The 22,350-nt window shown below is 69.6% G+C and carries 25 protein-coding genes, 1 pseudogene and 1 riboswitch; of the genes and pseudogenes, 13 read left to right on the forward strand and 13 right to left on the reverse strand.

From position 1 onward, the window contains the following. From FJM51_RS20795 to FJM51_RS20805, 3 genes are all read right to left on the reverse strand, one after another. Positions 1-561 (reverse strand): ABC transporter ATP-binding protein (locus FJM51_RS20795; RefSeq protein ID WP_140456050.1); only part of this gene is annotated, 561 nt, incomplete at its 3' end. 15 nt (positions 562-576) lie between these two features. After that, positions 577-1,578 carry an ABC transporter substrate-binding protein gene (locus FJM51_RS20800; RefSeq protein ID WP_140456051.1) on the reverse strand — a complete coding sequence of 334 codons (1,002 nt, stop codon included), beginning with the start codon at positions 1,576-1,578 and terminating at the stop codon, positions 577-579. Between the two features lie 50 nt (positions 1,579-1,628). Next, a complete protein-coding gene (locus tag FJM51_RS20805) occupies positions 1,629-2,711 on the reverse strand; it encodes a 4-oxalomesaconate tautomerase (RefSeq protein ID WP_140456052.1) in 1,083 nt (360 codons plus the stop codon). Between the two features lie 107 nt (positions 2,712-2,818). On the opposite strand from FJM51_RS20805, the gene FJM51_RS20810 reads away from it, so the two are divergent. The 4 genes and pseudogenes from FJM51_RS20810 (at position 2,819) to FJM51_RS20825 (ending at position 7,042) form a co-directional block, all read left to right on the forward strand. Next, positions 2,819-3,757, forward strand: a complete 939-nt coding sequence (locus FJM51_RS20810) for a LysR family transcriptional regulator (RefSeq protein WP_140456053.1) — start codon at positions 2,819-2,821, stop codon at positions 3,755-3,757. A 372-nt stretch (positions 3,758-4,129) separates the two neighbouring features. After that, positions 4,130-5,098: a helix-turn-helix domain-containing protein gene (locus FJM51_RS20815; protein ID WP_233713202.1), complete on the forward strand. Its 969-nt coding sequence runs from the start codon at positions 4,130-4,132 to the stop codon at positions 5,096-5,098. A 57-nt stretch (positions 5,099-5,155) separates the two neighbouring features. Then, complete coding sequence (locus FJM51_RS20820; protein WP_140456055.1) at positions 5,156-5,509, forward strand: DUF2946 family protein; 354 nt, start codon at positions 5,156-5,158, stop codon at positions 5,507-5,509. Between the two features lie 89 nt (positions 5,510-5,598). Beyond that, positions 5,599-7,042: pseudogene (locus FJM51_RS20825) on the forward strand (PepSY-associated TM helix domain-containing protein). 33 nt (positions 7,043-7,075) lie between these two features. On the opposite strand, the gene FJM51_RS20830 reads toward FJM51_RS20825, so the two are convergent. From FJM51_RS20830 to FJM51_RS23965, 8 genes are all read right to left on the reverse strand, one after another. Beyond that, positions 7,076-7,513: a pseudoazurin gene (locus FJM51_RS20830; RefSeq protein ID WP_140456056.1), complete on the reverse strand. Its 438-nt coding sequence runs from the start codon at positions 7,511-7,513 to the stop codon at positions 7,076-7,078. After that, positions 7,510-8,298 carry an ABC transporter ATP-binding protein gene (locus FJM51_RS20835; RefSeq protein WP_140456057.1) on the reverse strand — a complete coding sequence of 263 codons (789 nt, stop codon included), beginning with the start codon at positions 8,296-8,298 and terminating at the stop codon, positions 7,510-7,512. Before FJM51_RS20835 ends, FJM51_RS20830 begins: the two co-directional genes overlap by 4 nt. Beyond that, positions 8,295-9,329, reverse strand: coding sequence for a FecCD family ABC transporter permease (locus tag FJM51_RS20840; RefSeq protein ID WP_140456058.1), 1,035 nt, complete (start codon positions 9,327-9,329; stop codon positions 8,295-8,297). The genes FJM51_RS20835 and FJM51_RS20840 overlap by 4 nt, the downstream gene beginning before the upstream one ends. After that, positions 9,313-10,320: an ABC transporter substrate-binding protein gene (locus FJM51_RS20845; protein WP_140456059.1), complete on the reverse strand. Its 1,008-nt coding sequence runs from the start codon at positions 10,318-10,320 to the stop codon at positions 9,313-9,315. Before FJM51_RS20845 ends, FJM51_RS20840 begins: the two co-directional genes overlap by 17 nt. A gap of 134 nt (positions 10,321-10,454) precedes the next feature. Then, positions 10,455-10,654, reverse strand: a riboswitch (cobalamin riboswitch). Between the two features lie 39 nt (positions 10,655-10,693). Continuing rightward, a complete protein-coding gene (gene metE, locus FJM51_RS24210) occupies positions 10,694-11,626 on the reverse strand; it encodes a 5-methyltetrahydropteroyltriglutamate--homocysteine S-methyltransferase (RefSeq protein ID WP_233713207.1) in 933 nt (310 codons plus the stop codon). Then, positions 11,623-12,726: a metal ABC transporter ATP-binding protein gene (locus FJM51_RS24215; protein ID WP_210240373.1), complete on the reverse strand. Its 1,104-nt coding sequence runs from the start codon at positions 12,724-12,726 to the stop codon at positions 11,623-11,625. Before FJM51_RS24215 ends, metE begins: the two co-directional genes overlap by 4 nt. 100 nt (positions 12,727-12,826) lie before the next feature. Continuing rightward, positions 12,827-13,954, reverse strand: coding sequence for a CobW family GTP-binding protein (locus tag FJM51_RS20855; RefSeq protein WP_181164685.1), 1,128 nt, complete (start codon positions 13,952-13,954; stop codon positions 12,827-12,829). After that, a complete protein-coding gene (locus FJM51_RS23965; RefSeq protein ID WP_181164686.1) occupies positions 13,947-14,360 on the reverse strand; it encodes a helix-turn-helix domain-containing protein in 414 nt (137 codons plus the stop codon). Before FJM51_RS23965 ends, FJM51_RS20855 begins: the two co-directional genes overlap by 8 nt. A gap of 235 nt (positions 14,361-14,595) precedes the next feature. On the opposite strand from FJM51_RS23965, the gene FJM51_RS20860 reads away from it, so the two are divergent. From FJM51_RS20860 to FJM51_RS20885, 6 genes are all read left to right on the forward strand, one after another. Beyond that, positions 14,596-15,303, forward strand: a complete 708-nt coding sequence (locus FJM51_RS20860; protein WP_233713203.1) for a metal-binding protein ZinT — start codon at positions 14,596-14,598, stop codon at positions 15,301-15,303. 79 nt (positions 15,304-15,382) lie between these two features. Next, complete coding sequence (locus FJM51_RS20865; protein ID WP_140456061.1) at positions 15,383-16,600, forward strand: GTP-binding protein; 1,218 nt, start codon at positions 15,383-15,385, stop codon at positions 16,598-16,600. After that, positions 16,597-16,860, forward strand: a complete 264-nt coding sequence (locus FJM51_RS20870) for a DUF6525 family protein (RefSeq protein ID WP_233713204.1) — start codon at positions 16,597-16,599, stop codon at positions 16,858-16,860. Before FJM51_RS20865 ends, FJM51_RS20870 begins: the two co-directional genes overlap by 4 nt. Continuing rightward, on the forward strand, positions 16,857-17,471 hold the full coding sequence (locus tag FJM51_RS20875) for a DUF1826 domain-containing protein (RefSeq protein WP_140456062.1): 615 nt from the start codon (positions 16,857-16,859) through the stop codon (positions 17,469-17,471). The genes FJM51_RS20870 and FJM51_RS20875 overlap by 4 nt, the downstream gene beginning before the upstream one ends. Positions 17,472-17,590: 119 nt before the next feature. Further along, the gene (locus tag FJM51_RS20880; protein WP_233713205.1) at positions 17,591-17,938 is read left to right on the forward strand and encodes an ArsR/SmtB family transcription factor; all 348 of its coding nucleotides are present in this window, start codon (positions 17,591-17,593) and stop codon (positions 17,936-17,938) included. Further along, complete coding sequence (locus tag FJM51_RS20885; protein ID WP_140456063.1) at positions 17,935-18,105, forward strand: metallothionein; 171 nt, start codon at positions 17,935-17,937, stop codon at positions 18,103-18,105. The genes FJM51_RS20880 and FJM51_RS20885 overlap by 4 nt, the downstream gene beginning before the upstream one ends. 64 nt (positions 18,106-18,169) lie before the next feature. On the opposite strand, the gene FJM51_RS20890 is transcribed toward FJM51_RS20885, so the two are convergent. Together FJM51_RS20890 and FJM51_RS20895 are read right to left on the reverse strand one after the other, a co-directional pair. Then, positions 18,170-18,811 (reverse strand): DUF1007 family protein, encoded by a 642-nt coding sequence (locus tag FJM51_RS20890; protein ID WP_181164688.1) that lies wholly within the window; start codon positions 18,809-18,811, stop codon positions 18,170-18,172. Beyond that, positions 18,808-19,734: a nickel/cobalt transporter gene (locus FJM51_RS20895; RefSeq protein ID WP_140456065.1), complete on the reverse strand. Its 927-nt coding sequence runs from the start codon at positions 19,732-19,734 to the stop codon at positions 18,808-18,810. Before FJM51_RS20895 ends, FJM51_RS20890 begins: the two co-directional genes overlap by 4 nt. 388 nt (positions 19,735-20,122) lie before the next feature. On the opposite strand from FJM51_RS20895, the gene FJM51_RS25400 reads away from it, so the two are divergent. Genes FJM51_RS25400 through FJM51_RS20905 form a run of 3 tightly spaced genes read left to right on the forward strand, consistent with a single transcriptional unit; the run spans position 20,123 to position 22,090 of the window. Continuing rightward, a complete protein-coding gene (locus tag FJM51_RS25400; protein WP_368733489.1) occupies positions 20,123-20,446 on the forward strand; it encodes a c-type cytochrome in 324 nt (107 codons plus the stop codon). Beyond that, positions 20,422-20,589: a c-type cytochrome gene (locus tag FJM51_RS23970; RefSeq protein ID WP_181164689.1), complete on the forward strand. Its 168-nt coding sequence runs from the start codon at positions 20,422-20,424 to the stop codon at positions 20,587-20,589. Before FJM51_RS25400 ends, FJM51_RS23970 begins: the two co-directional genes overlap by 25 nt. A 58-nt stretch (positions 20,590-20,647) precedes the next feature. Then, positions 20,648-22,090 carry a hypothetical protein gene (locus tag FJM51_RS20905; RefSeq protein ID WP_140456067.1) on the forward strand — a complete coding sequence of 481 codons (1,443 nt, stop codon included), beginning with the start codon at positions 20,648-20,650 and terminating at the stop codon, positions 22,088-22,090. The last annotated feature ends 260 nt before the right edge of the window (positions 22,091-22,350 follow it).

Genomic DNA, 22,350 nt, shown 5'->3' on the forward strand with positions numbered 1-22,350 from the left:
CTGCATCAGGTGCCGGGTGTGGATGTCGAGCGCCGAGAAGGGCTCGTCCATCAGGATCACCTTCGGTCCGGTGATCAGCGCCTGCGCCATCTGCACGCGCTTGCGCTGTCCGCCCGAGAGCTGGTGCGGATAACGCTGCTCGAAGCCGCGCAGTCCCACCTTCGCGAGCCAGCCGAGCGCCCTTTCCCGACGTTCCGCCGCGGGAACGCCGCGAAACAGCGGGCCGAGCTCGACGTTCTCGATCGCGGTCTTCCAGGGCAGGAGCGCGTCCTGCTGGAAGAGATACCCGATGTCGTTCTGGACGTCGCGCACCGGCGCGCCGTCGATCGACACCGTCCCCTTGGCGGGCTTGAGAAGGCCCGCGATCGCATTGAGGATCGTGCTCTTGCCACAGCCCGTGGGGCCGACGATCGCCAGGAACTCTCCGTCGGCGACCGTGAGATTGACGTTCTCGACCGCGACGAAATTGCCGAAGGCCATCGTCACGTTGTCGATCGCCACCATCGCCCCGGCCTGCTCGACACGCGGTGGCGGCATGTTACGCACGGCGGTCACAGCCATTCCTCTTCCCCCCTTTTAGTTGTTCACGGCCACGTGCGCCTTGTCGACGAAGGCGTTGGTGTAGGTCTTCGACAGGTCGATGTCGGCGCCCGCGACCTTTTCGTTGAAACTCTTGAGCACGGCGAGCGGTGTCCGCACGTCGGTCTCGTCGAAGCGCCCGTCCGGCGAGAAGATCGGCCGGGCGTTCTCGACCGCCCTGGTATAGGTCTCCTTGTCACCGGAGATGAAATCCTCGGGAAGCGCGGCGACGATCTCCTTGGCCGAATGGTGCTGGATCCAGTCGAGCGCCTCCACGGTGGCATCGACGACCTTCTGCACCGTCTCGGGATTGTCCTCGATGAAATCCGCGCGCGTGTAGAGGACGGAGGTGGGATAGATCCCGCCGTAGATCGCCTTCGCCCCTTCGTCGCCGCGCCCGTCGATCAGCACCTTGCCGACGCCCTTCTCCTCGAGGAAGGTCGCGGCGGGGTCGTAGTTGACGAGAAGGTCGACCTTCCCCTGCTGCAGGGCGGCGACCGCGGTGGAGCCGGAGCCGACCCCGATCAGCGAGACCGAATCCTCGGGAATGTCGTGGCGCTTCAGGTAGTAGCGCACGAAGAAGTCCGAGGAGGAGCCCGGCGCGGTGATGCCGATCTTCGCGCCCTTGATCGTTTCGGGCTTGGCCGGATCGAAGCTCGACTCCGGGCCGCCGGCGAGAACGAGGCCCGAGTTGCGCGCGAGATCGACGATCGCCACGACGTCCTTGTTCTGCGACTGCATCTGGATCGTGTGGTCGTAGAAGCCGACCGCGATATCCGTCGATCCCGCGACCAGTGCCTGCAGCGTCTTCGAGCCACCCGAGGCGAAGTTCTCGACCGTCACGTCGAGCCCCGTCTTCGCGTAGAGGTCGAGACCCTCCGCCACCATGAACGGCAGGTTGTTGAGGTTGTAGGAGCCCATGCTGATCCGGACTTCCTGAGCATCGGCCGCCGTCGCGAGCGCCAGAGCGGCGGTCGCCGCGAGCAGGTATTTGCGCATTGGTATTTCCTCCGTTTATCGCGGGGCTCGGCCAGAGCCTCCGCTCTTGATCAGGCAGCGCGTTCGACCGCCCTGGTTGGTTTCGCAAAGACATGGCCTTCGAAGAGTCGGCGGGCCGTACGCAGGAGTCCCGCCGCCACCTTGCCGTCGCGAAGCGCGAGCCGCACGTCGAGACGGCCGCTCGGGTGTTCCAGCGTGAGCGTCGTGGGAAGCTCGCGATGGCCGACGATACGCTCCGCCAGGGTCCCCCGGGTGATGCAAGCGGTGGCGATGCCGACCGCCCCCGTCGTCGCGAGCGAAGGGTGGCACTGCTGGGGCATGAAATAACGCGCGCTCAGATCGCCGCCGTGGATGGGCGGCGCGATCAGCACCGGCTTCGGGGTGACCTGGGCGCTCACGTCGCCCATGCCCATGAGCCGCCCCGCCTTGAGCCGGAGAGTTTCGAGCCGGGCCAGCAGGTCCGCGTCCGCGTTGAGCGCCGCGGCCTCCTCGGTGCCGGAGACGCCGAGCGCCGCCGCTTCGAGCAACATCATCGGCATCGCGCAGTCGATGCAGGTCACTTCGATTCCGTCGATCCGGTCGATGGCCTTCCCCGTTGGAAGCAGCTTGCCCGTGCGCGCGCCCGCGGCGTCGAAGAAGGACAGCGCGATCGGCGCCGCGCTGCCGGGCACGCCGTCGATCGACGCGTCGCCAAGATAGCAGACCTGGCCATCCCTCGTCGGGACCTCGGCTTCGATGATCTTCGACGTGTTGACGTTGTGGATGCGAACCAGGGTCGTGGTCCCCGTGGCCGGAACGAGGCCGGCCTCGATCGCGAAGGGGCCGACCGCGGCGAGCATGTTGCCGCAATTGGGCGAGGTGTCGACGCGGCGCGGTTCGATCCAGACCTGGGCGAAGAGATAGTCCACATCCGCGCCCGGCACCGTGGAAGGGCCCACGATGGCGACCTTGCTCGTGACCGGGTTGCCTCCCCCGATGCCGTCGATCTGCAGCGGATGACCGGAACCCATGATGGACAGGAGGATCTGGTCGCGCTCGGCCGGTTCGGCGGGAAGGTCGGAGGAGAGGAAGAAGGGACCCTTCGAAGTCCCGCCCCGCATGAGCACGCAAGGGATGCGGAGCAGATCGTTCATGATTTCTCTCCCTTTGATGCGACAGGTAACTCAATCCCGTTCTTTCTTGCGTTCTACGGCGAAGAAATTTATTTTTGAAATGCCGATATCGAGGAAACTAATGCGTTATGAGCATCAATTGCGAGATTCTGGACCTTCGGGCCTTTCTGCTCGTCGTCGAATTGGAGAGCTTCCACCGCGCCGCCGAGGCGCTGAACCTGTCGCAGCCCGCGCTCAGCCGGCGCATTCAGAAGCTTGAGGCCTCGATCGGCGCTCCGCTTCTCGAGCGCACTACCCGGCATGTCGCGGCGACGGCCATGGGCGAGGAACTGGTGCCACTCGTGCGGCGGATGCTGGAGGAATTCGATGGATCGCTGTTCGCCTCTCAGGACTCGGCGGAACGCCGCGGCGGCCTGGTCACCATCGCCTGTCTCCCCACGGCCGCGTTCTATTTCCTGCCTTCCGTCATCCGCGAGTTCAACGCGCGCTATCGGAACATCCGGTTCCGGATTCTGGACCTGCCCGCCACGGAGGGCCTGCAGGCGGTCTCCCGCGGCGAGGTGGAGTTCGGGATCAACATCATGGGCTCTTCCGATCCCGACCTCGTTTTTGACCGGCTGGTGGAGGACCCCTTCGTTCTGGCCGCCAGGAAGGACCATCCGCTTTCGGAGCGATCGAGCCTTACCTGGGCCGACCTAAGTCCCTATCAGCTGATCACCGTCCACCGATCCAGCGCCAACCGGATCCTGCTCGATTCAATGCTCGCGCGCTCGAACCTCGCCCTTCGGTGGTCCTATGAGGTCACGCACCTCTCGACCTCGCTCGGCCTCGTCGAGGCCGGCCTGGGCATCTCGGTCCTTCCACGCATGGCCACGCCCCAGGGCGAGCACCCGTTTCTGATCACCCGTCCAATCAAAGACCCCGAAATCTCGCGCACGATCGGCGTCGTCCGTCGGAGAGGCGCGATGCTCTCCCCAGCGGCGGACCGGTTTCTGAGTATTTTGATCAGCACGTGGGGAGATCGGCCGTCCACGGTATCGGCTCCGGCCCGCCCCGGAGAAGCGTGAGCCGCGGCGGCGGACTTCGTCCAAAACGGTGTGCTTTCCGGGCAGGTGCGACCACCTACACCCGGAGAGCAACATAAGTCCCGATCAGCGCCGCGCGCGTGTCCCGCGAGAAGATTTAGCGAGCCCCCTGCGCCGGCGTGACTCCCGAAGCCCTTGCGCGGGAGCCTCGGATAAGACCGAGGACTTGAGATGGCGAAAAAATCGACAGGATTTCTCGACACGCAACATCGGCATCCGATGCATCACCCTGCTCGCGGCGGGCGCAGGTCACCGACGAGAGGCTACGCTCCATCTCGACACCCGAGAGGGTCGAGACACGGATCGGCACGCTCGACTTCCACGCGCGGAACCCCGAGCGCCAAGCCGGCCGAGGTGCGCGACTTCTTCTTCGCCCGCCACAACTACCTCCCCGAAATCGACGCCGCTGCCGGGCGGCTGGCGGCGGAGGCGGCGCTGCCGGTCGGGCGGATGGCCGAGGGGATCGCCGGGCGGCTCCGCGATCGCCATGGCATACGGATCGAGGAAGCGGAGCGCGGCACGCTCCGCGCCTTCGACGCCGCCGCCCGGGTGCTCCGGCTCTCGCCGCGCATCTCGCCCGGCCAGCGCGCCTTCCAGCTCGCGACCCAGCTCGCCCTCCTCGAACTCGGGGACCAGATCGCCGCCCTCGCGGCGGAGGGCGATTTCCGCAGCGCCGAGGCGGAGCGGCTGGCGCGCACCGGCATCGCCAATTACTTCGCGGGCGCCCTCCTCATGCCCTACGCGCCCTTTCTCGCGGCGGCGGAGGCGGAGAGCTACGACATCGACCTGCTCGCCCGCCGCTTCGGCGTCGGCTTCGAGACGGTCTGCCACCGGCTCTCCATGCTCCAGAAGCCCGAGGCGCGCGGCGTGCCGTTCTTCTTCATCCGCACCGACCGGGCGGGCAATATCTCGAAGCGCCAGTCGGCGAGCGATTTCCACTTCAGCCGGATCGGCGGCACCTGCCCGCTCTGGACGATCTACGAGGCCTTCGCCCGGCCGGGCCAGATCCTGACGCAGATCCCCGAGATGCCGGACGGGCGGCGCCATCTCTGGATCGCGCGCACCACCACGCGCGGCTCCGGCGGCTATGGTGCGCCCGCGAAGACCTTCGCGCTCGCCATGGGCTGCGACCTGCGCCACGCTGGGCGGCTCGTCTACGCGCGCGGCCTCGACCTGCGCGATCCGGCGGCGGCGACGCCGATCGGCGCGGGCTGCAAGGTCTGCGAGCGCCCCGCCTGCCCGCAACGCGCCTTCCCGCCCGCCGGTCGCCCCCTCGCCGCCGATCCCGGCGTCAGCCGCTTCGCCCCCTATTCCGGCGGGTGAGCCGTCATCCGACCAATCGGCACTTGGCGGCGAGGGCGGATCGCGGCATTTAGAGCCATGTCAGGGCCCCTGATCCGCCGCGCGCTGCTCGTCCTCACGATCCTCGGCTTGCTGATGCCGCGGGTCTCGGGCGTCGTCGCCTCGGCCGTGCCGGGCATGGTAACGATCGTCATCTGCACCGGGCAGGGGCTCACGACGATCCGGTTCGGCGACGCGGGCAAGCCCGTCCCGGTCATCGACCACCCCGACCACTGCCTGTTCGCCCATGCCACCGATACCGCCACGCGGGCCGAGGTGGCGGCGCCGCTCGCCCGCGTGGTGGATGCGACACCGCGGGCCGGCGGCGCGCTCATCCGCGCGAGCGGAACCACGGCCCCCCGGCCACCGCCCCGCGCCCCTCCGCTCGTCTGAGGTCCTTGACCGCCTAGCGCCACCGGCGCCGGGCGCGATCTCGCGCGCCGCCACCGGCGGGCGCGTTACCCCAGACATGGAGCGAACCGATGGTTGCCACTTCCCCCTCGGAAGCCGAGACGCGCGGGCGCGCGCGGCGGTCCGACAAGTTCTATTTCGCCGCCTGGCGCTGGCATTTCTACGCCGGGCTCTACGTGATCCCCTTTCTGTTCATGCTCGCGCTGACCGGCCTGCTGATGCTCTGGACCAGCGTGCTGGCCGGGCGCGACGGCGAGAACATCGCCGTGACCCCCGGACCCGCCGCGGTCGCCCTCTCCGCGCAGGCCGAGGCGGCGGTCGGCGCCGTGCCGGGCGGCGCGCTCGGCGGCTATATCGCGCCCTCGGCGCCTGACCGCGCCGCGCTCTTCAAGATCAGTTCCGGCGAGGACACGGTGACGCTCGTCGCCGTCGATCCCTTCACCGGCGCCGTCCTCACCCAGTACCCCTACCGCGAAGGCTGGTACGACACCTTCGACACGATCCACGGCACGCTCATGATCGGCACGCTCGGCGACCGGCTCATCGAGATCGCCGCCTCGCTCGGGATCGTGCTGATCGCGACCGGGCTCTATCTCTGGTGGCCCCGGCGCGGCGGCCTGCGGGGGGCGCTCGTCCCCAATGTCCGCGCGCGCGGGCGGTCGCTCTGGAAGTCGCTCCATGCGACCACCGGGCTCTGGGGGTCGGTCGTGCTCCTCGCCTTCCTCGTCTCGGGCCTCTCCTGGGCCGGGGTCTGGGGCGAGAAATACGTCCAGGCCTGGAGCAGCTTCCCGTCCGCGAAATGGGACAACGTGCCGCTCTCCGACGAGACCCACGCCAGCATGAACCACGGCGATGCGAAGGAAGTGCCCTGGGCGCTCGAACAGACGCCGATGCCCGCCTCGGGCTCGATGGCCGGGATGCCGGGGATGAAGGACATGCCGGGAATAGCGGAGGAGGCTCCGGAAGACACGCCGGTGACCTTCGAAGGCGTGGTCGCGCTCGCCCGCTCGCTCGGCTTCGACGGCCGCTTCCAACTCGCGGCGCCGGCGGGCACTGAGGGCGTCTGGACGCTCTCGCGCGATTCGATGAGCAACGACGATCCGACCCCCACCACCGACCGGACGGTGCATGTCGATCGCTACACCGGAAACATCCTCGCCGACGTGCGCTTCGCCGACTATTCCCCCCTATGGCAAGGCGATGGCGGTCGGGATCGCACTGCACGAGGGCGACATGGGCCTCTGGAACGTGGCGCTCAACACGGTCTTCTGCCTCGGCGTGATCTTCCTCTGCGTCTCGGGCGTGGTGATGTGGTGGAAGCGGCGGCCCGCGGGCGCCTTCCGCCTCGCCGCCCCGCCCGCGCCGCGCGAAATGGGCGTGTGGAAGGGCGCGGTGGTTGTTGGTCTCGTGCTCGCGGTGGCTTTCCCGATGGCGGGCCTCGCCATCCTCGTCGCGCTGGCGCTCGACTTCCTCGTGCTCTCCCGGGTTCCGGCCATGAGGCGGCTGGTCTCCTGAGCGCGCCGGTGCCGGCCGCGCGCGGGCCGGCCCCTACTTCGACGACCGAGCGAGGATCTCGCCGAACCGCTGCTTCGCCCGCGCCGGCACGGTCTCGGGCACGACGAGGCCGGCCGGGTCCGCGTCCCCCACGGCGATCAGCATCACCATCCCCATGGCATAATGCGGCGAGCATTTGACGCCGTAGAGGCCGGGCACGGCGGGCGCGATCTCGATCTCCTGGTTGATCTGGCCCTTGAACGGCTCCGCGCCCTCGGGTGCCATCCCCTCGATGCTCGCCGCGTTATGCCCGGTGGTCGCGGCGATGAACTTCACGCTGTCACCGGGCGCGATCCGGAGGAAATCGGGCTCGTAGACCATCGGCCCGGCCTCGCCCCGGTTCAGCATCCGGACCTCGAAGGTCTCGGCGGCCGCGGGGCCAGGGGTGATCAAAGGGGGGGCGATGAGGAGCGCGGCGAGCGCGTATTTCATGGCTGGGTCTCCTCGAACGGAATGTGGCCCTTGACGAGGAGGCTTCGCGCCCCGTCCTCGGGATCGATATGAACCGCGACCTCGACGCCGAAGACGGCCCGGATCGTCGCGGGCGTCAGCACCTCGGCCGGGGGCCCGAGCGCAGCCACGCGGCCGGAGCGGAGCAGCAGCACGCGGTCGCAGTAGAGCGAGGCGTGGTTCAGGTCGTGCAGCGCCATCACCGCCGTCACGGGGAGGCGGCGGATGAGCGCGAGGAGCGCGATCTGGTGGCGGATGTCGAGGTGGTTGGTCGGCTCGTCGAGCAGCAGCACCCCGGGCTCCTGCGCCAAGGCTCGCGCGATATGCGCCCGCTGCCGCTCGCCGCCCGAGAGCGTGTGCCAGAGCCGGTCCGCGAGCGGGCTCATGTCGACCCGCGCCAGCGCCGCGTTCACGATCGCCGTGTCCCCGGGGCCGAATGGGCGGAGCGCGTCGAGATGCGGCGTGCGACCGAGTTCCACCGCGTCGCGCACCGTCAGCCGCTCGGCGGTCTCCGCCTGCTGCTCGACGAAGGCGAGGCGGCGGGCGATGGCGCGGCGCGTGAGGCGCCGCATGGACGCGCCTTCCAGCGTCACCTCGCCACGCGAGGGCCGGTCGATCCCGGCGAGCAGGCGCAGCAGCGTCGATTTGCCCGAGCCGTTCGGCCCGATGATCCCGAGCCGTTCGCCGGGCGTCACCACGAGACTCACGCCGTCCAGGATCGCGCGTCCGCCCGCGTCGCGGCCGAGATTCTCGGCGGCGAGGCTCATGTCATCCGCCGCGCGCGAATGAGGATTAGCGCGAAGGCGGGCGCGCCGATCAGCGCGGTGACGACGCCGATGGGCACCACCTGTTTCGGCACGATCATCCGGCTCGCGATGTCGCAGGCGATCAGGAAGACCGCCCCCGTCACGGCGGAAACCGGGACGAGCCGCCCGTGCCTGGAGCCCACGAGGAAGCGCGCCCCGTGCGGGATGACGAGCCCGACGAAGCCGATCGAGCCGACGAGCGAGACCATCACCGCCGTCATGAGCGCGGTGGTTCCGATCAGGACCGCCTGCGTGGCCCGGACCGGCACGCCGAGCGAGGCGGCAGACTCCGCGCCGAAGGTGAAGGCGTCGAGCGCGCGCGTCTGGAAGAGGCAAAGCAGCGTTCCCGCGACGGCCACCGGCAAGGCCAGCGTCACATCAGGCCAGCGCGCGCCGGAGAGATTGCCGAGCAGCCAGAACATGATGCCGCGCGCCTGTTCGGCATTGGCCGAGCGTGCGACGATGAAGGAGGTCAGCGCGTTGAAGAGCTGCGATCCGGCGATGCCCGCGAGGATCACGGCCGAGGCGCCGCTGCCCGCCGCGCGGGCAAGCAGCGCGACGGTGCCGAAGGCGGTCAGCGCGCCCGCGAAGGCGCCCGCCGAGAGCGAGACGAGCCCGCCGCCGACCCCGAGGATCGCCACCGCCACCGCGCCGGTCGAGGCGCCCGCCGAGATGCCGAGCACGTAAGGATCGGCCAGCGCGTTGCGGAGCAGGGCTTGCAGGACCACGCCCGAAAGCGCCAGCGCCACGCCGCAGCAGGCCGCCACCACCGCGCGGGCGAGCCGGTAGTTCCAGACGATGCCCGCGTCGATCGGATCGACCGCGAAACCCGCGCCGAAGAGATGGTTCGCCGCCGTCTTCGCGACCGTCGAGAGCGGGATCGCCGTTTCGCCGAAGGCCGCGCCGCAGGCGAGCGCGACCAGGATCGCGAGCGCCGCCGCGGGCACGGCGACGAGCGGCCTCAAGCGAGGGGCCTCATTGGGCGAGGCCATAGGAGGCGAGCGCGTTGGCGAGCTCTTCGATGCCGGAGATCACCCGGATGCCGGGTTCCATCGAGTCGGAGGTCAGCGTGACGACGCGGTTCTTCTTCACCGCCTCCATCTGGCTCGCGACCGGGTCGGAGGCGAGGAAGGCCTTCTTCTTCTCGATGTCATCCGCCTCGAACCGGCGCCGGGTCATCTCGGCCGCGACGATCACGGTCGAATTGGCGCGCGCGATCGTCTCCCAGCCGACCGTCGGCCATTCCTCGTCGGATTCGACCACGTTCTTCACCCCGAGCACGCTCATGATATAGCCCGGCGCGCCCTTGCGCCCGGCGACGTAGGGATCGAGGTCGAGCTCGGGGCTCGAGAACCAGAACACCGCCGAGATGTCGTCGATCTTCATCGCGGCGACCTTTTCCTTCGCCGCCGCCTCGCGAGCGCGCAGATCGGCGACGAGCGCCGCCGCCTTGTCCTGATCGTCGAAGATCTGACCGAGTTCGGTAATGGTCTCGTAGAGCGTCTCGGTGGTGAAGGGCTCGATCCGCGTGCCGTCGCTGCCCTTGGAATTGTCCTTGCCGACGCAATCGGTCGGCAGGATGTAGGTATTGATCCCGAGATCCCTGAACTGTTCGCGTGTGCCGACGATGCCCTGCGGCCCGACGTGCCATTCGTATTGCGCGATGACCACGTCGGGGCGCTTGGCGACGATGCTCTCGAAGGAGGGGTCGTTGTCCGCGAGCCGCTCGACCTTCGCATTCACCTCGGCGAACCGGGGCAGCACGTCAGAGAACCAGACGCCGGTGCCCGCCACCTTGTCCGCGAGATCGAGCGAATAGAGGATCTCCGTCGCCGCCTGCCCGAGCGAGACGGTCGAGGCCGGCGCCTTGTCGAAGGTCACCTCCACGCCGCAGTTCTCGAGCGTCAGCGGATATTTCGTCGCTTCCGCTTCCGCGGCGGTCGCGAAGGCGGTCAGGGCCGCGAGGGCGTAGAAGGCGCGCATGGTCTCTCCTGGGAACTGGCCGGTCGAGGCCCGGAGAGGCCGCGCGGCTTCCGCCCGCCCGGGGAGCGGTCGGAAATCGCCAGCGGCAGGCACGCATCGCGCATCCCATCCCCCTCCGGGCCACCCCGCCCGGGTTGTCGGTTCATGCGCCGGCAGGTCTCCTGGCTAACGGCTCTCGCGCTTCCCGCCGCCTTCCCGGGTATCTCCCCAGTGGCATCCTGGCGGGTCGCTCGCCGCTTACAGTCGCGGGGGCGGCTCCGGTTCGGCCCGCGTCGCGCGGACCTCCGGATTCCCTCTTCGTCCCTGACGGGACACCGGCCGCGCCAGATGGACCGGCGCGACGGGGTGTGTCAACGAGATCATGAGGGGGCGCTCAGCCCACGGCCTCGGGCGCGGCGACCTCCGCGCGGAGCGCGCGGGCGGCGGCGACGAGCGCGCGCGTCGCCTGCTCGACCTCCGGCCAGCCCCGGGTCTTCAACCCGCAGTCCGGGTTCACCCAGAGCCGCTCCGCCGGAATCACCGCGAGCGCGTTCCTGAGCAGGCTGACCATCTCCTCCTCGGAGGGGACACGCGGGCTGTGGATGTCCCAGACGCCCGGCCCGCTCTCGTTCGGATAGGCGAAATCGGCGAAGAAGTTGAGCAGTTCCATGTCCGAGCGCGAAGTCTCGATCGAGATCACGTCGGCGTCCATCTCGGCGATCGCCGGCATGATGTCGTTGAACTCGGAATAGCACATATGGGTGTGGATCTGCGTCTCGGCCCGCACGCCCGCCGCCGAGATCCGGAAGGCATCGACCGCCCAGCGGAGATAGGCCGCCCAGTCGGCGCGCCGGACCGGCAGGCCCTCGCGCAGCGCCGGCTCGTCGGTCTGGATCGCGGGCAGGCCGGCGGCTTCGAGGTCCACCACCTCGTCGCGGATCGCAAGTCCGATCTGGCGGCAGGTCTCCGCGCGGGGCTGGTCGTCTCGCACGAAGGACCATTGCAGGATCGTCACCGGCCCGGTCAGCATCCCCTTCAACGGCCGCTCGGTGAGCCCCTGGGCGAAGCGCGACCAGCCGACCGTCATCGCCTCGGGCCGCGACACGTCGCCGAAGATCACCGGCGGCTTCACGCAGAGCGAGCCGTAGGACTGCACCCAGCCGTTGCGCGTGAAGGCGAAGCCCGAGAGCTGCTCGCCGAAATACTCGACCATGTCGTTGCGCTCGAATTTTCCATGCACCAGCACATCGAGCCCGGCCTCCTCCTGGAAGCGCACACATTTCTCGGTCTCGGCTTCGAGGAAGCGCTGATAGTCGACATCGCTCAGCCGGCCCTTGCGATGCTTGGCGCGGGCGTGGCGAACCTCCTTGGTCTGCGGGAAGGAGCCGCCACCGAGTCCCGCTCGCCCCGCGCCGCCGCCGCGATCGCGTCGGTCTCGTCGAGCTTCTGGTGGGCGAAGGCGAGCCAGCCCCTGAGTTCCGCGTCGAGCCCGGTTTCGAGATCGAGGTCATAGGGCGTATGCAGGAGCGAGCAGGAGGGCGCCACTTCCACCCGCTCCGCGCCGAGCCGCGCCACTGCGCGGGCGACGGGCGCGAGCGCGGCGTCGAGATTCGCGCGCCAGATGTTGCGCCCGTCGATCACGCCGAGCGAGAGCAGCTTGCCCGCCGGGAGCGCGTCGAGCACCGCGTCGAGCTGATCGGGGGCGCGGACGAGGTCGATGTGCAGCCCCGCCACCGGCAGCTTCGCCGCGAGATCGAGATTGGGCCCGAGCGCGCCGAAATAGCTGGTGACGAGGAGCTTCGGCCCGGCCTTGGCGATCCCGACCATGCGGTTGCGCCGGCCGAGCGAGAGGATCTGCGCGAAGCCGGTGTAGAACCACATGCCTTCGAAGACGACGTAGAAGGCGATCAGGTCGCGCAGGAAGGCGCGGTCGGTCTCCTCGGTGCCGGTGCGGAAGGCGGGATCCTCCAGCGCCTTGGTATGCCCGAGCGCCCAGGCCGCCTTGTCGGTGATCGAGGGCACGCGCTGCATCTGCCCGCCGGAGAGCGCGGCGAGCGATCGCCGCTCGAACCCTTCGAGCCCCACGGCCGCGATCGCCTGCGCGACGCGGGCCCTCTCGCGCGGCCCGACGCGCCCGAAGGCACCGATCTCGGCCCAGAGGCCCATGGCGACGAAGGCTTCGACCGCGAGCGGGAAGCTCCGGTCCACCTCGGCCTGCTGCGGCAGCCACGCGAGCCGGCCGGGCGCTCGCTCGACCCGCCCGGAGAAGGGAGCCAGATCGCCGGCGATGGCGCGCGTCAGCGTCGACTTGCCCGCGCCGTTCGGGCCGACCACGGCGGTCAGGCTTCCCGCGGCGATCTCGGCATCGAGGTGGTGAACCGCCGGGTGCCGGTCGTAGCCAAGCGTGAGATTGGAGAGGGTTATCATGAGGTGACGATCGCGTAGAGGGTCCAGAGAACCGCGATGACGGCGAGCGCGCATCCGAGGCGGAGCATCGCGCCGGTCAGCAGCAGGTCGCGGACGGATTTCATCGCCGCCCCTCCCCGCCGAAGGGGAGGCGCCCGGCCAGCCGCGCCGTGCCGGCGAGCGCGGCGGGCAGCGCGCGGGCGCCCGCCTCGGTCGCCGCGTCCCAGGCGCTCCGGATCGCCGCCTCGTCGAGCGCCACGCCGATGACGACGAGCCGCGTGTCCCGGGACTCCGCCGCCCGCTCCCCGGGCCAGCGGATCGGATGCAGGTCATGGCCGACCCCATGCACCAGCGCTGACGGATCGGGACAGGCCCGCGCGACCACGCCCTTGACGCGCAGAAGCCTCGGCGTCGGCATCAGCCGCGCGAGAAAGCGGCGCGGCGCCGCTTCCGGCATCGGCGCGTCGCGAGTGAGCGGCACCGCCACCACATCGCCGTGCCGGTTGAGGTCCCCGAACCCCGGGGCATGGGCATGGCGCTCCTCCGCCGCGAGCCAGCCGGCGATCTCCGCGCTCTTGCCGAAGGTGGAATAATCCCCGGTCCCGAGCAGCCCCGCGCCATCGAACCCCTCGACGCCGCCGTCGATCACCCGGGCGCGCGGATTGATGCGCTCCACCGCGCCGAGTGCTCCCGAAGGGTCGGCGCCCGGGATGCCCGAGAGCACGATCTGATCGGCGAAGGCGATCTGGCGGAGCGCCTCGGGATGAGCGCCGAGCACCGCTTCGATCCGGGACACATCGACGACCGTCACGACGTTGGCCAGATGGAAGGCGCGCGCGACCGCGTGATCGCGCAGCGCGAAGGCCGGGGCGCCGCCCGGGACCAGGCTGCTGATAAGCGGCGCGGGATCGGCGAGCCCGGTGGTCTCCATGATGACCCGCGAAAAGGCCGGCGCCCCAGCCCGGCGCAGCCGGAGCAACTCGTCGAGCGACTCGCGGACATCGCTGCCCGCGACGCAGCAGACGCAGCCCGACGTCGTCACCATCGGCTGCTCGCGCCCCGCCACGACCAGATCGTGGTCCACCGGCACGAGGCCGAATTCGTTGATGACGAGCGCGGTGTCGCGAAACCGCGCATCGGCGAGGAGCCGGTTCAGGAGCGTGGTCTTGCCCGCGCCGAGGAAGCCGGTCAGCAGCGTGACCGGGATCGTGTCCTTCCGGACGACGCGGGCGGTCGATCGATCATTCATGCGAAGCGTCTCCATGCCGGGTCGGGCCGGCCTCCTCCCATCCGGCCGGCGTGGGGCGGCAGGTCTCACACCGGCCCTCCACTTCGACGAACACATGGCCCACGGTGAACCCCGCCCCGCGCGCCGCCGCATCGAGATGGCTCGCCGCGAGGTCGATCGGCACCTCGGTCACCCGCCGGCAGTCGCAGCAGATCAGGAAGGCCGAGGGCTGGCGGCAGGTCGCGACCGAGGCGCAGGCGACATAGGCCGACAGCCGCTCGACGCGGTGGACGAGACCCTGGGCCATCAGGAAGTCGAGCGCGCGATAGACGATCGGCGGCTCCTTCCCGAGCCCGGCCTCGCGCATCCGGTCGAGGAGCTCATGGGCGGTCAGCGCGCGGTCCGACACCGCGAGCGTGTCGAGCACGAAGCCCGGCCGGGGATCAGGCGTGACCCGACCTCGCGACCGCTCCGCGTCGATCCCAGGGCCGTCGTCGCGGTCATGCCAAGGAGCCTTGCCTTCCCGCAGAGTTATAATGTAACGATTCGCCAGATTTGTTACTTTGTAACAATTTGATCCGGTGCTGGTAATCCTCGCCGCCGGACGAACAGCGACGATGTGGCATCCATTCGCCGTGCGAGGCGAGAAGGAGACGGAAATGATGAACCTGAAGGCAACCATGGCCGCGCTGCTCTTGGTCACCGCCGGGAGTGCCTTCGGCGCCGAAGTCACGGCGGATCGGGCCTTTCCCGCGGGTCACACCAAGGCGGAGATCATCCTGGCCCAGGCCACCAGCGGGTCGCACGACCATGATCATGACCACGACCATGGCGACGCCCAGATCTACAAGGGCTATTTCGAGGATTCCCAGATCGCCGAGCGGACGCTTACCGATTGGCAGGGGGACTGGCAGTCGGTCTATCCCTTGCTCCGCGCGGGCGCGCTCGACCCTGTGATGGCCCACAAGGCCGAGCACGGCGACAAGAGCGCCGGGGACTACAAGGCCTATTACGAGGTGGGCTATCGCACCGATGTCGAACGGATCACCATCGACGGCGACATCGTCACCTTCTACCGCGACGGCCAGCCCATCGCGGCAAGCTACGAAAGCGACGGCTCCGAGATCCTGACCTACGAGAAGGGCAATCGCGGCGTGCGGTTCATCTTCGAGAAGGTCGCGGGCGACGCCGCCGCGCCCCGCTTCATCCAGTTCAGCGACCACCGGATCGCACCGGCGGCGGCCGACCATTATCACCTCTACTGGGGCGACGATCGGGCGGCGGTGCTCAAGGAGCTCACCAACTGGCCCACCTACTATCCGGCCGCGCTCGACGCGGGAGAAATCGTCGCCGAGATGAACGCGCATTGAGCGCGACCTCTGTTTCAAACGCGACCCGGCCTGCGAGGCCGGGAAGCCCGATGTCCCCTTCAAGCACCAAAGGCGCGCCATGCTCGCGACAGCCAGACCGACCGACCGCCTTCCCGTCACCGTGCTTTCCGGCTTCCTCGGCGCGGGCAAGACGACGCTCCTGAACCGCATCCTGACCAACCGCGAGGGCCGCCGGGTCGCGGTCATCGTCAACGACATGTCGGAGGTCAACATCGACGCCGATCTGGTGCGCGCCGGCGGGGCCGGTCTCAGCCACACCGAGGAGAAGCTGGTCGAGATGACGAACGGCTGCATCTGCTGCACGCTGCGCGACGACCTGCTGCTCGAGGTCCGGAGACTCGCGGCGGAGGGGCGGTTCGATTACCTCGTGATCGATTCGACCGGCATCGCCGAGCCGCTCCCGGTGGCCGCGACCTTCGCCTTCCGCGACGAGGAAGGCGCGAGCCTCTCCGATGTCGCCCGGCTCGACACGATGGTGACCGTGGTCGACGCGGCGAGTCTGCTCCGCCAGTATTCGAGCCACGACTTTCTGCGCGACACGGCGGAATCGCTCGGAGAGGAGGACGAGCGGACGATCGTGAGCCTGCTCGTCGAGCAGATCGAATTCGCCGACGTGATCGTGCTCAACAAGGTCACCGACGCGGGGCCGGTCCTGACGGAGACCGCGCGCAGGATCATCCGGAGCCTCAACGCCGATGCGAGGCTGATCGAGGCCGACTACGCCGAGGTGCCGCTCGGAGAGGTGCTCGACACCGGCCGCTTCGACTTCGACCGCGCGCATGAACATCCGCTCTGGGCGAAGGAGCTGCACGGCTTCGCGCATCATGTGCCGGAAACGGAGGAATACGGCATCTCCTCCTTCGTCTACCGCGCCCGCCAGCCGTTCCACCCGGCGCGGCTCCAGGCGTTCCTGACCGGCCCCCTGCCGGGCGTGCTGCGGGCGAAGGGGCATTTCTGGATCGCGACGCGGCCCGACTGGGTCGGCGAATTCAGCCTCGCGGGCGCGATCGCCCAGACATCGGGCCTCGGCCGCTGGTGGAGCGCGGTGCCCCGGACGCGCTGGCCCCGCGATCCCGAGCTCCTGGCGCAGGTCGAGGCGCATTGGGACGCGGCCTTCGGCGACCGGCGGCAGGAGCTGGTCTTCATCGGGATCGATCTCGACCGGGCGGCGATCACCGCCGCGCTCGACGCCTGCCTCGTCCCGGCGCTCGCCTTCACGCCGCGCCGATGGGTGGGCATCTCCGACCCGTTTCCACGCTGGGGGTCGGCGGCGTGAGCGGCAATCTCGGCCGGACCGGCCTCAGGCGGCGGCGCGGCTCCGCCACGCCGATGGCCGACTATGACCGGCTGCCGGCCGACCTGCGCGCCTGGCTCGCCCAGGCCGCGCTGCCCTGGAGCCCGCGCTCGGTATCCCGCGCCTTCGGCCGGGCGCTCGCGCGCCGCCGCGGCGACCGGACGGCGGCGCTCGCCGAACTCGATCGGCTTCAGGAGCGCAGGCTCGCCGCGTCGCGCCTCACGGGGAGGACCGCGTCATGACCGCCCTGCCCCGGCTTGCTACCGCGATGAACTCCGGCCCCGATCCGGATGTGCTCAGGACCATCGGCCTGCCCGGCGTCGCGCTCGCGCTCTGGACGGCTGAGCCTCCGGAAGGGTTCCAGGACTGGATCGAGGCGCTTCCCACCGGACAATTGCCCCGGCTGCGCGCCATCCTGCCCGCGCGGGATGCCCGGGCGGCGATCACCACCGCCTGCGGCCGGGCGGGGACGCCGGCGAGCCCGCATTGCGACCACCTGATCGACCGCGTGGCCACCCTCGCGGGCCTCGCCTCGGAGATCCTCGCCTCGCTCCTCGTCGAACTGCGCCTCGACGTGACCGATGGCCAACCCTGCCCGAAATGGCACCTCGACACGGTCCCCGCGCGGCTCCTTTGCCCGTTGCGCGGCCCCGGCACCGAATTCGGCCCGGCCCGGCCGGACGGCACGCCCGCCGCCGTCCATCGCCTCCCCACCGGCGCGGCGGCACTCTTCCGCGGCCTGCTCTGGCCGGGGCGGGAGATCCCCGGGATTGTCCACCGCTCTCCCCCGGCGCGGCCCGGAGAGACGCGCCTCCTCCTGGTCGTCGATCCTGTGGACGATCATCCCTGCTGATCCCGCCCGGCCTTCCATCCGTCGAACGCCGCCCGTGCCGCACCCGCTCCGCCGGCGGCGCGCGGCGTCGATCTTGCTTGCGCGGGAACTTCATCCTCGATGTATGAATATGTGTTCACATGTTTTGTGGGAATCACATGCTGACGGCCGATCAGAGCAACCAACTCGCGGAGATGTTTCGCCTGCTCGGGGAGACGAGCCGGCTCACGCTGGTGACGCATTGCCTGGAGGGTCCGCTCAGCGTGGGCGAGCTCACCCGGCGGAGCGGGCTGAGTCAGTCGCTCGTATCGCACCACCTGCGCCTCCTGCGGGCCGCGCGCCTGCTGCGGGCGGAGCGCAGCGGCAAGCAGGTGTTCTACGCGATCCCGGACTGCCACGTCCGGGAAATGCTGACCAACATGATCGAACACATGGTCGAGCCGCGTGGCGCGGCCAATGAACTCATGAGCGAGGAAGCTGAACCATGACTGACACCGTTGAACTCGTGAAATGCGCCTGCCCCGATTGCGTCTGCGTCATTCCAGCGGACAAGGGGGTCAAGCGCGACGGCCGCATCTATTGCAACGACGAATGCGCCGACCACCACAAGAGCGGCGCGGGCTGTCATCATGCCGGCTGCGCCTGCCACGGCTGACATGCGCGTCTAGCATCGGGCGATGTCTGACCCGGACCGTCCCGGCCTCTCGCGGTCGGGACGCTCAGTCGCAGCGGAGCCGCGCCTTGTCGGTGAAGAGCTCGCCGACGTTGGCCTGATCGGGCGTCTGATCGACGGGAATGGCGGAGAGCGTCTTCTGGAGGAAGGTGAGCTTCGAGGTGGGTTCGTAGGGCTCGATCGTCGCACGACAGCGGTCGTGCGTTCCTTCCAGCCCCGGGGTGCCGACCAGGGTGTAGGAATAGTAGTATTCCGGGTCGTACATCTCGACCCGGGCATCACTTCGCGGCCGGAACGGTTTGTCGAGGTCGCGCAGGAAGCGCAGCACGACCCGGCCGTCGCGGATCTCAGCCTCGGGAGCGATGGGGTTCGAGAGCCCGATCGCCTGCTCGCCGTTCCAGAGGTAGGTGTCGCCGGCGTAGCCCTCGTCCCACGCCGTGTCGTAGCCGGCGAGCCGCGCGCGGTCCTCGTCGGACAGGGGCTTCGACCCGTCGATGCCGAGATCCTCGAGCATGAAGAGCGAGGTCATCGGATCATAGTCCCATGTGATGCGCAGGCGTGTCAGCCGGCCCTCGCCGTCGAACAGGAAATCCACCCCGCCGTCGATGAAGATATGCGGATGCGCCGCCGCCGGTGAGCCGGCGATGAGGCCCGCGGCGAGGACGAGGGCAAGACCCCGGCCGGTCACAAATACACCCGCAGCATCAGCGCCGAGGTCGAGACGAGGATCAGCCCGACGAGGACCCCGGCCCCGCCCATCACCCGCCGCATCGTGTCCGTGTCGAGCCCGCTCGCCCAAGCGCCCTCGCGCATCGTCATGGCGAGAAAGGCCGCGCCGACCGTCACCAGCGCGGTGCCGAGGCCCATGGCGAAGGTCCCGGCGATGCCGGCGGCGTCGGCGCCGATCCGCCAGCAGAGAATGAGCAGGAAGATCGCCCCGGTGCAGGGTCGCACCGCCACGGCGGCGATCACCGGCAGCGCGTCGCGCAGGGTACGGACCCGCTCGACGCTGGCCAGATCGGGGCCGTGGGAATGACCGCAAGCGCAGGCATGATCGCCGTGCCCCCTATACGGTCCGTGCTCCGAGTGCGAATGGCCTCCCGCGTGCGCGTGATCCGGCGCGGCCGCGAGCGCCTTCAGACCGCGGATCCCGACGAAAAGTCCGATCGCGCCGATCGCGGCGTAGCTCGCAACGGTCATCGACTGTTCGGCCATGCCGACCATTTGCCTCGAGGTCCAGGAAAAGAGCAGCACGCCGGCATAGACGAGGACCACCGCCGTCGCCGCCTGGGCGAGGCTCGCCGCCAGCGCGATCGCCACCAGCCGCGCCGCCCGCGCCCGGTTGGCAAGGGCATAGCCGCCGACCAGCAACTTGCCGTGGCCCGGTCCCGCCGCGTGGAGCACGCCATAGCCGAAGCAGAGCCCGACGAGGCCGAGCGTGGCGCCGGGCTCGGCCGCCCTCAGCCGATCGATCGCGCCGGCGAGCGCGGTCTGGAACTCGCGCTGCGCATTGATCGCGGCGTAGGTCAGCCAGTCGATCCAGCCCCCGAGCCAGGCGATCGCGAGAACCGCGGCGACCAGCACCCCCGCCGCGAGCGTAAGCTTGCGCATGTCCGCTCCGCCATATTCCACCAGATCTCGGGACGCGGCCGCGCAGCCTTGTCCGGAGTTTCTGGCCTCGCGATAGCACAAACCGCGGCCGGCGCCATCGGGCGGATCAAGAGCGATGGGGCGGATGTCCATTGTCCGCCTTCACGTTTCAGCGACGCGCCCTCGGGCCTAGTCCCCGGGATCGACGCGGGGTGGATCTGCTGCGATTGAGCCAGAACGGCTCCAGTGGCCGTGCCCTTCAATCGTCGGCGGTCGCGTGCCTTGACCTCGTGGCGAGGAAGAGAACTATCGATCCGGCATTGTTGGATCCGGGGACAGGGGCCTGATGAGAAGAGACCTCCGCGCGGCCGCGGTCGCTCTGATCGTGGCGGCAGTTCTGATCGGCGGCATGTCCGCCTGGCGCTCCTGGTCGACACGGGAGGAGCCGGTCCTCCTCGCCTGGGACGATGCCAACGTCGTGGCGCGCGGGCGAACCCTCTACGTCGCGCGATGCGCCGGCTGTCACGGCGCGCTCGGGGAAGGCCAGTCCGCCGCTTCGGGAGGCGACCCGACCGCGGGCGCCACGGTAACGCCCGCTCCGCCGCACGATGCGAGCGGCCACACCTGGCAGCACCCGGACTTCGCGCTGGTCCAGCTGACCAAATCGGGGAGACAAGCGCGGCCTGCGGCGCCCTCGACCCCGCCGCCATGCCACGCTTTGCGACGGCGCTGAGTGATCGCGACATCGTCGACGTGCTCTCCTACATCAAGTCGACCTGGCCCGCCGACATCCGCGCGCGGCAGGATGAGATCAACCGCCTGTACGCCACCCAGAACGCCGCGGTCCGCGACCTTCTCGACCTTGGAAGGTCGTAGTTCGCGCGACGGAGCCGAGGATTGCATCTCGGCCAGCGGCGGCGATAGCCTCGCGGGAATGAGCCGATCGTCCGAGAAGACTTCGAGCGAGCGCCGCCCCGCGGGTCGCGTCGCCGGGCGCCGCGCCCGCCTGGCTGGGGTCTGGCGCGGGATCGCCGTGGTGTCGCTCGCGCTGACGCCTCGCGCGGCCCTCGCCCACGCTGGCGGCCGGATGGTGATCCTGACGCTTCCCACCGGCCAGTACATCCTCGGAGCCGCCGCGGCGGTCGCGCTGACCGGCGTCCTCGGGATCCTCGGGCCCTCGCTGCCCTGGCCCAGCCCGCGGCTGTTGCTCGAGCGCCGCCGCGCCGTGCCGAGGTATCTTCCGAGCTGGCTCTCGGCCCTCACGCTCTTCGCGCTGATCGCCGCCGGCTTTCTCGGCGACCGCGACCCGCTGACCAATCCGCTCAGCCTGACGATCTGGACCTTCGTCTGGATCGTCCTTCCCCTCGTCTGCCTCGTCCTCGGCGACCTGGGCCGCGCGATCTGTCCCTGGAGCGGCCCGGTCGTCGCGCTGAGGCGGGCGATTGGCCTCGCCGGTGGCATCGGCCTGTCCCGTCTCGGCGCCTGGCCGGCGGTGGCCGGCTATCTCCTGATCGCCTGGTTCGAGCTCGTTTCTCTCGCGCCCTCCGATCCCGCCGTGCTGGCGCGCGCGGTGCTCGGGTACTGGCTCGTCATCTTCATCCTCGCGATCCTCGAGGGCGAGACATGGCTCGCGCATGGCGAAGCGGTCCGGGGCTACCTCGGCTTCATCGGCCGTGTCGCTCCGCTCTGGACCGAGACCACCACCGCACGGGTTCGCCACATGCTCGGCCCGCCGGGGGCCCAGATTCTGGCAATGCCGCCGCTCCCGCCCTCGGGCGCGGCCTTCGTCGCGCTTATGCTCGCCGCCGTCAGCTTCGACGGCCTCGCCCTCACGTTCCGATGGCTGGCCTTGCTGGGCATCAACCCGCTTGAGTTCCCCGGCCGCTCGGCGGTGATCCTGCCAAACACGCTCGGCTTGCTGGCGGCCTGGGTCGTCACCTTCGCCTCGATCCTTGGCGCGATCTGGTGCGGCCGCCGCTTCACCGGCGCGCGCGGCGCCTTCGGGGGCGACGCGGGCGCGTGGTTCCTCTCCTTCCTGCCGATCGCCGCGGGATACCACGCCGCCCATCATCTCGTGGCGCTGCTCACCGACGGGCAATACCTCGTCGCCTCCCTCGACGACCCCCTCGGTCGCGGCTGGAACCTCCTCGGCCTGCCGGAGAACTGGGTCTCCTTCGGCTTCCTGACGGACCGCGCCGACGTCACTCTCGTCTGGATCACCCAGGTGGCGCTCATCCTCCTCGCCCATATCCTCGCCGTGATACTCGCGCTTCGTCTCGCCAGCCATCGTCCCATCGCCCATGCGCCGATGGTGGCTTTGATGGTGCTCTACACCGTCTTCGGCCTCTGGCTGCTGTCTTCGCCGACCGCCGCCTGAGCCCTGTCTCGCGAGCGATCATCGACAGAGAGACGCGTGAAAGCCGACGCCGAGGCCCGTGACGCGGTCGGACGCGTCGCCGAGAACGCGTGGAGGGCCTTCCACCGCCCGAGAGCCTGACTCAAAGGTCCCTGTAGCGCGCGATCCTGCAGGACAACGGCGAGCGATGCTCCGTCGCGATCCCGCAGCCGGCGGAGTGGACCTCGATCCTGAGCACGAGGCCGAGCGTGTCGGTGGCGATGGGGCGCTCGCGGAGCCCA

It is taken from the genome of Amaricoccus solimangrovi (assembly GCF_006385685.1).
Taxonomy (GTDB): Bacteria; Pseudomonadota; Alphaproteobacteria; order Rhodobacterales; family Rhodobacteraceae; genus Amaricoccus; species Amaricoccus solimangrovi.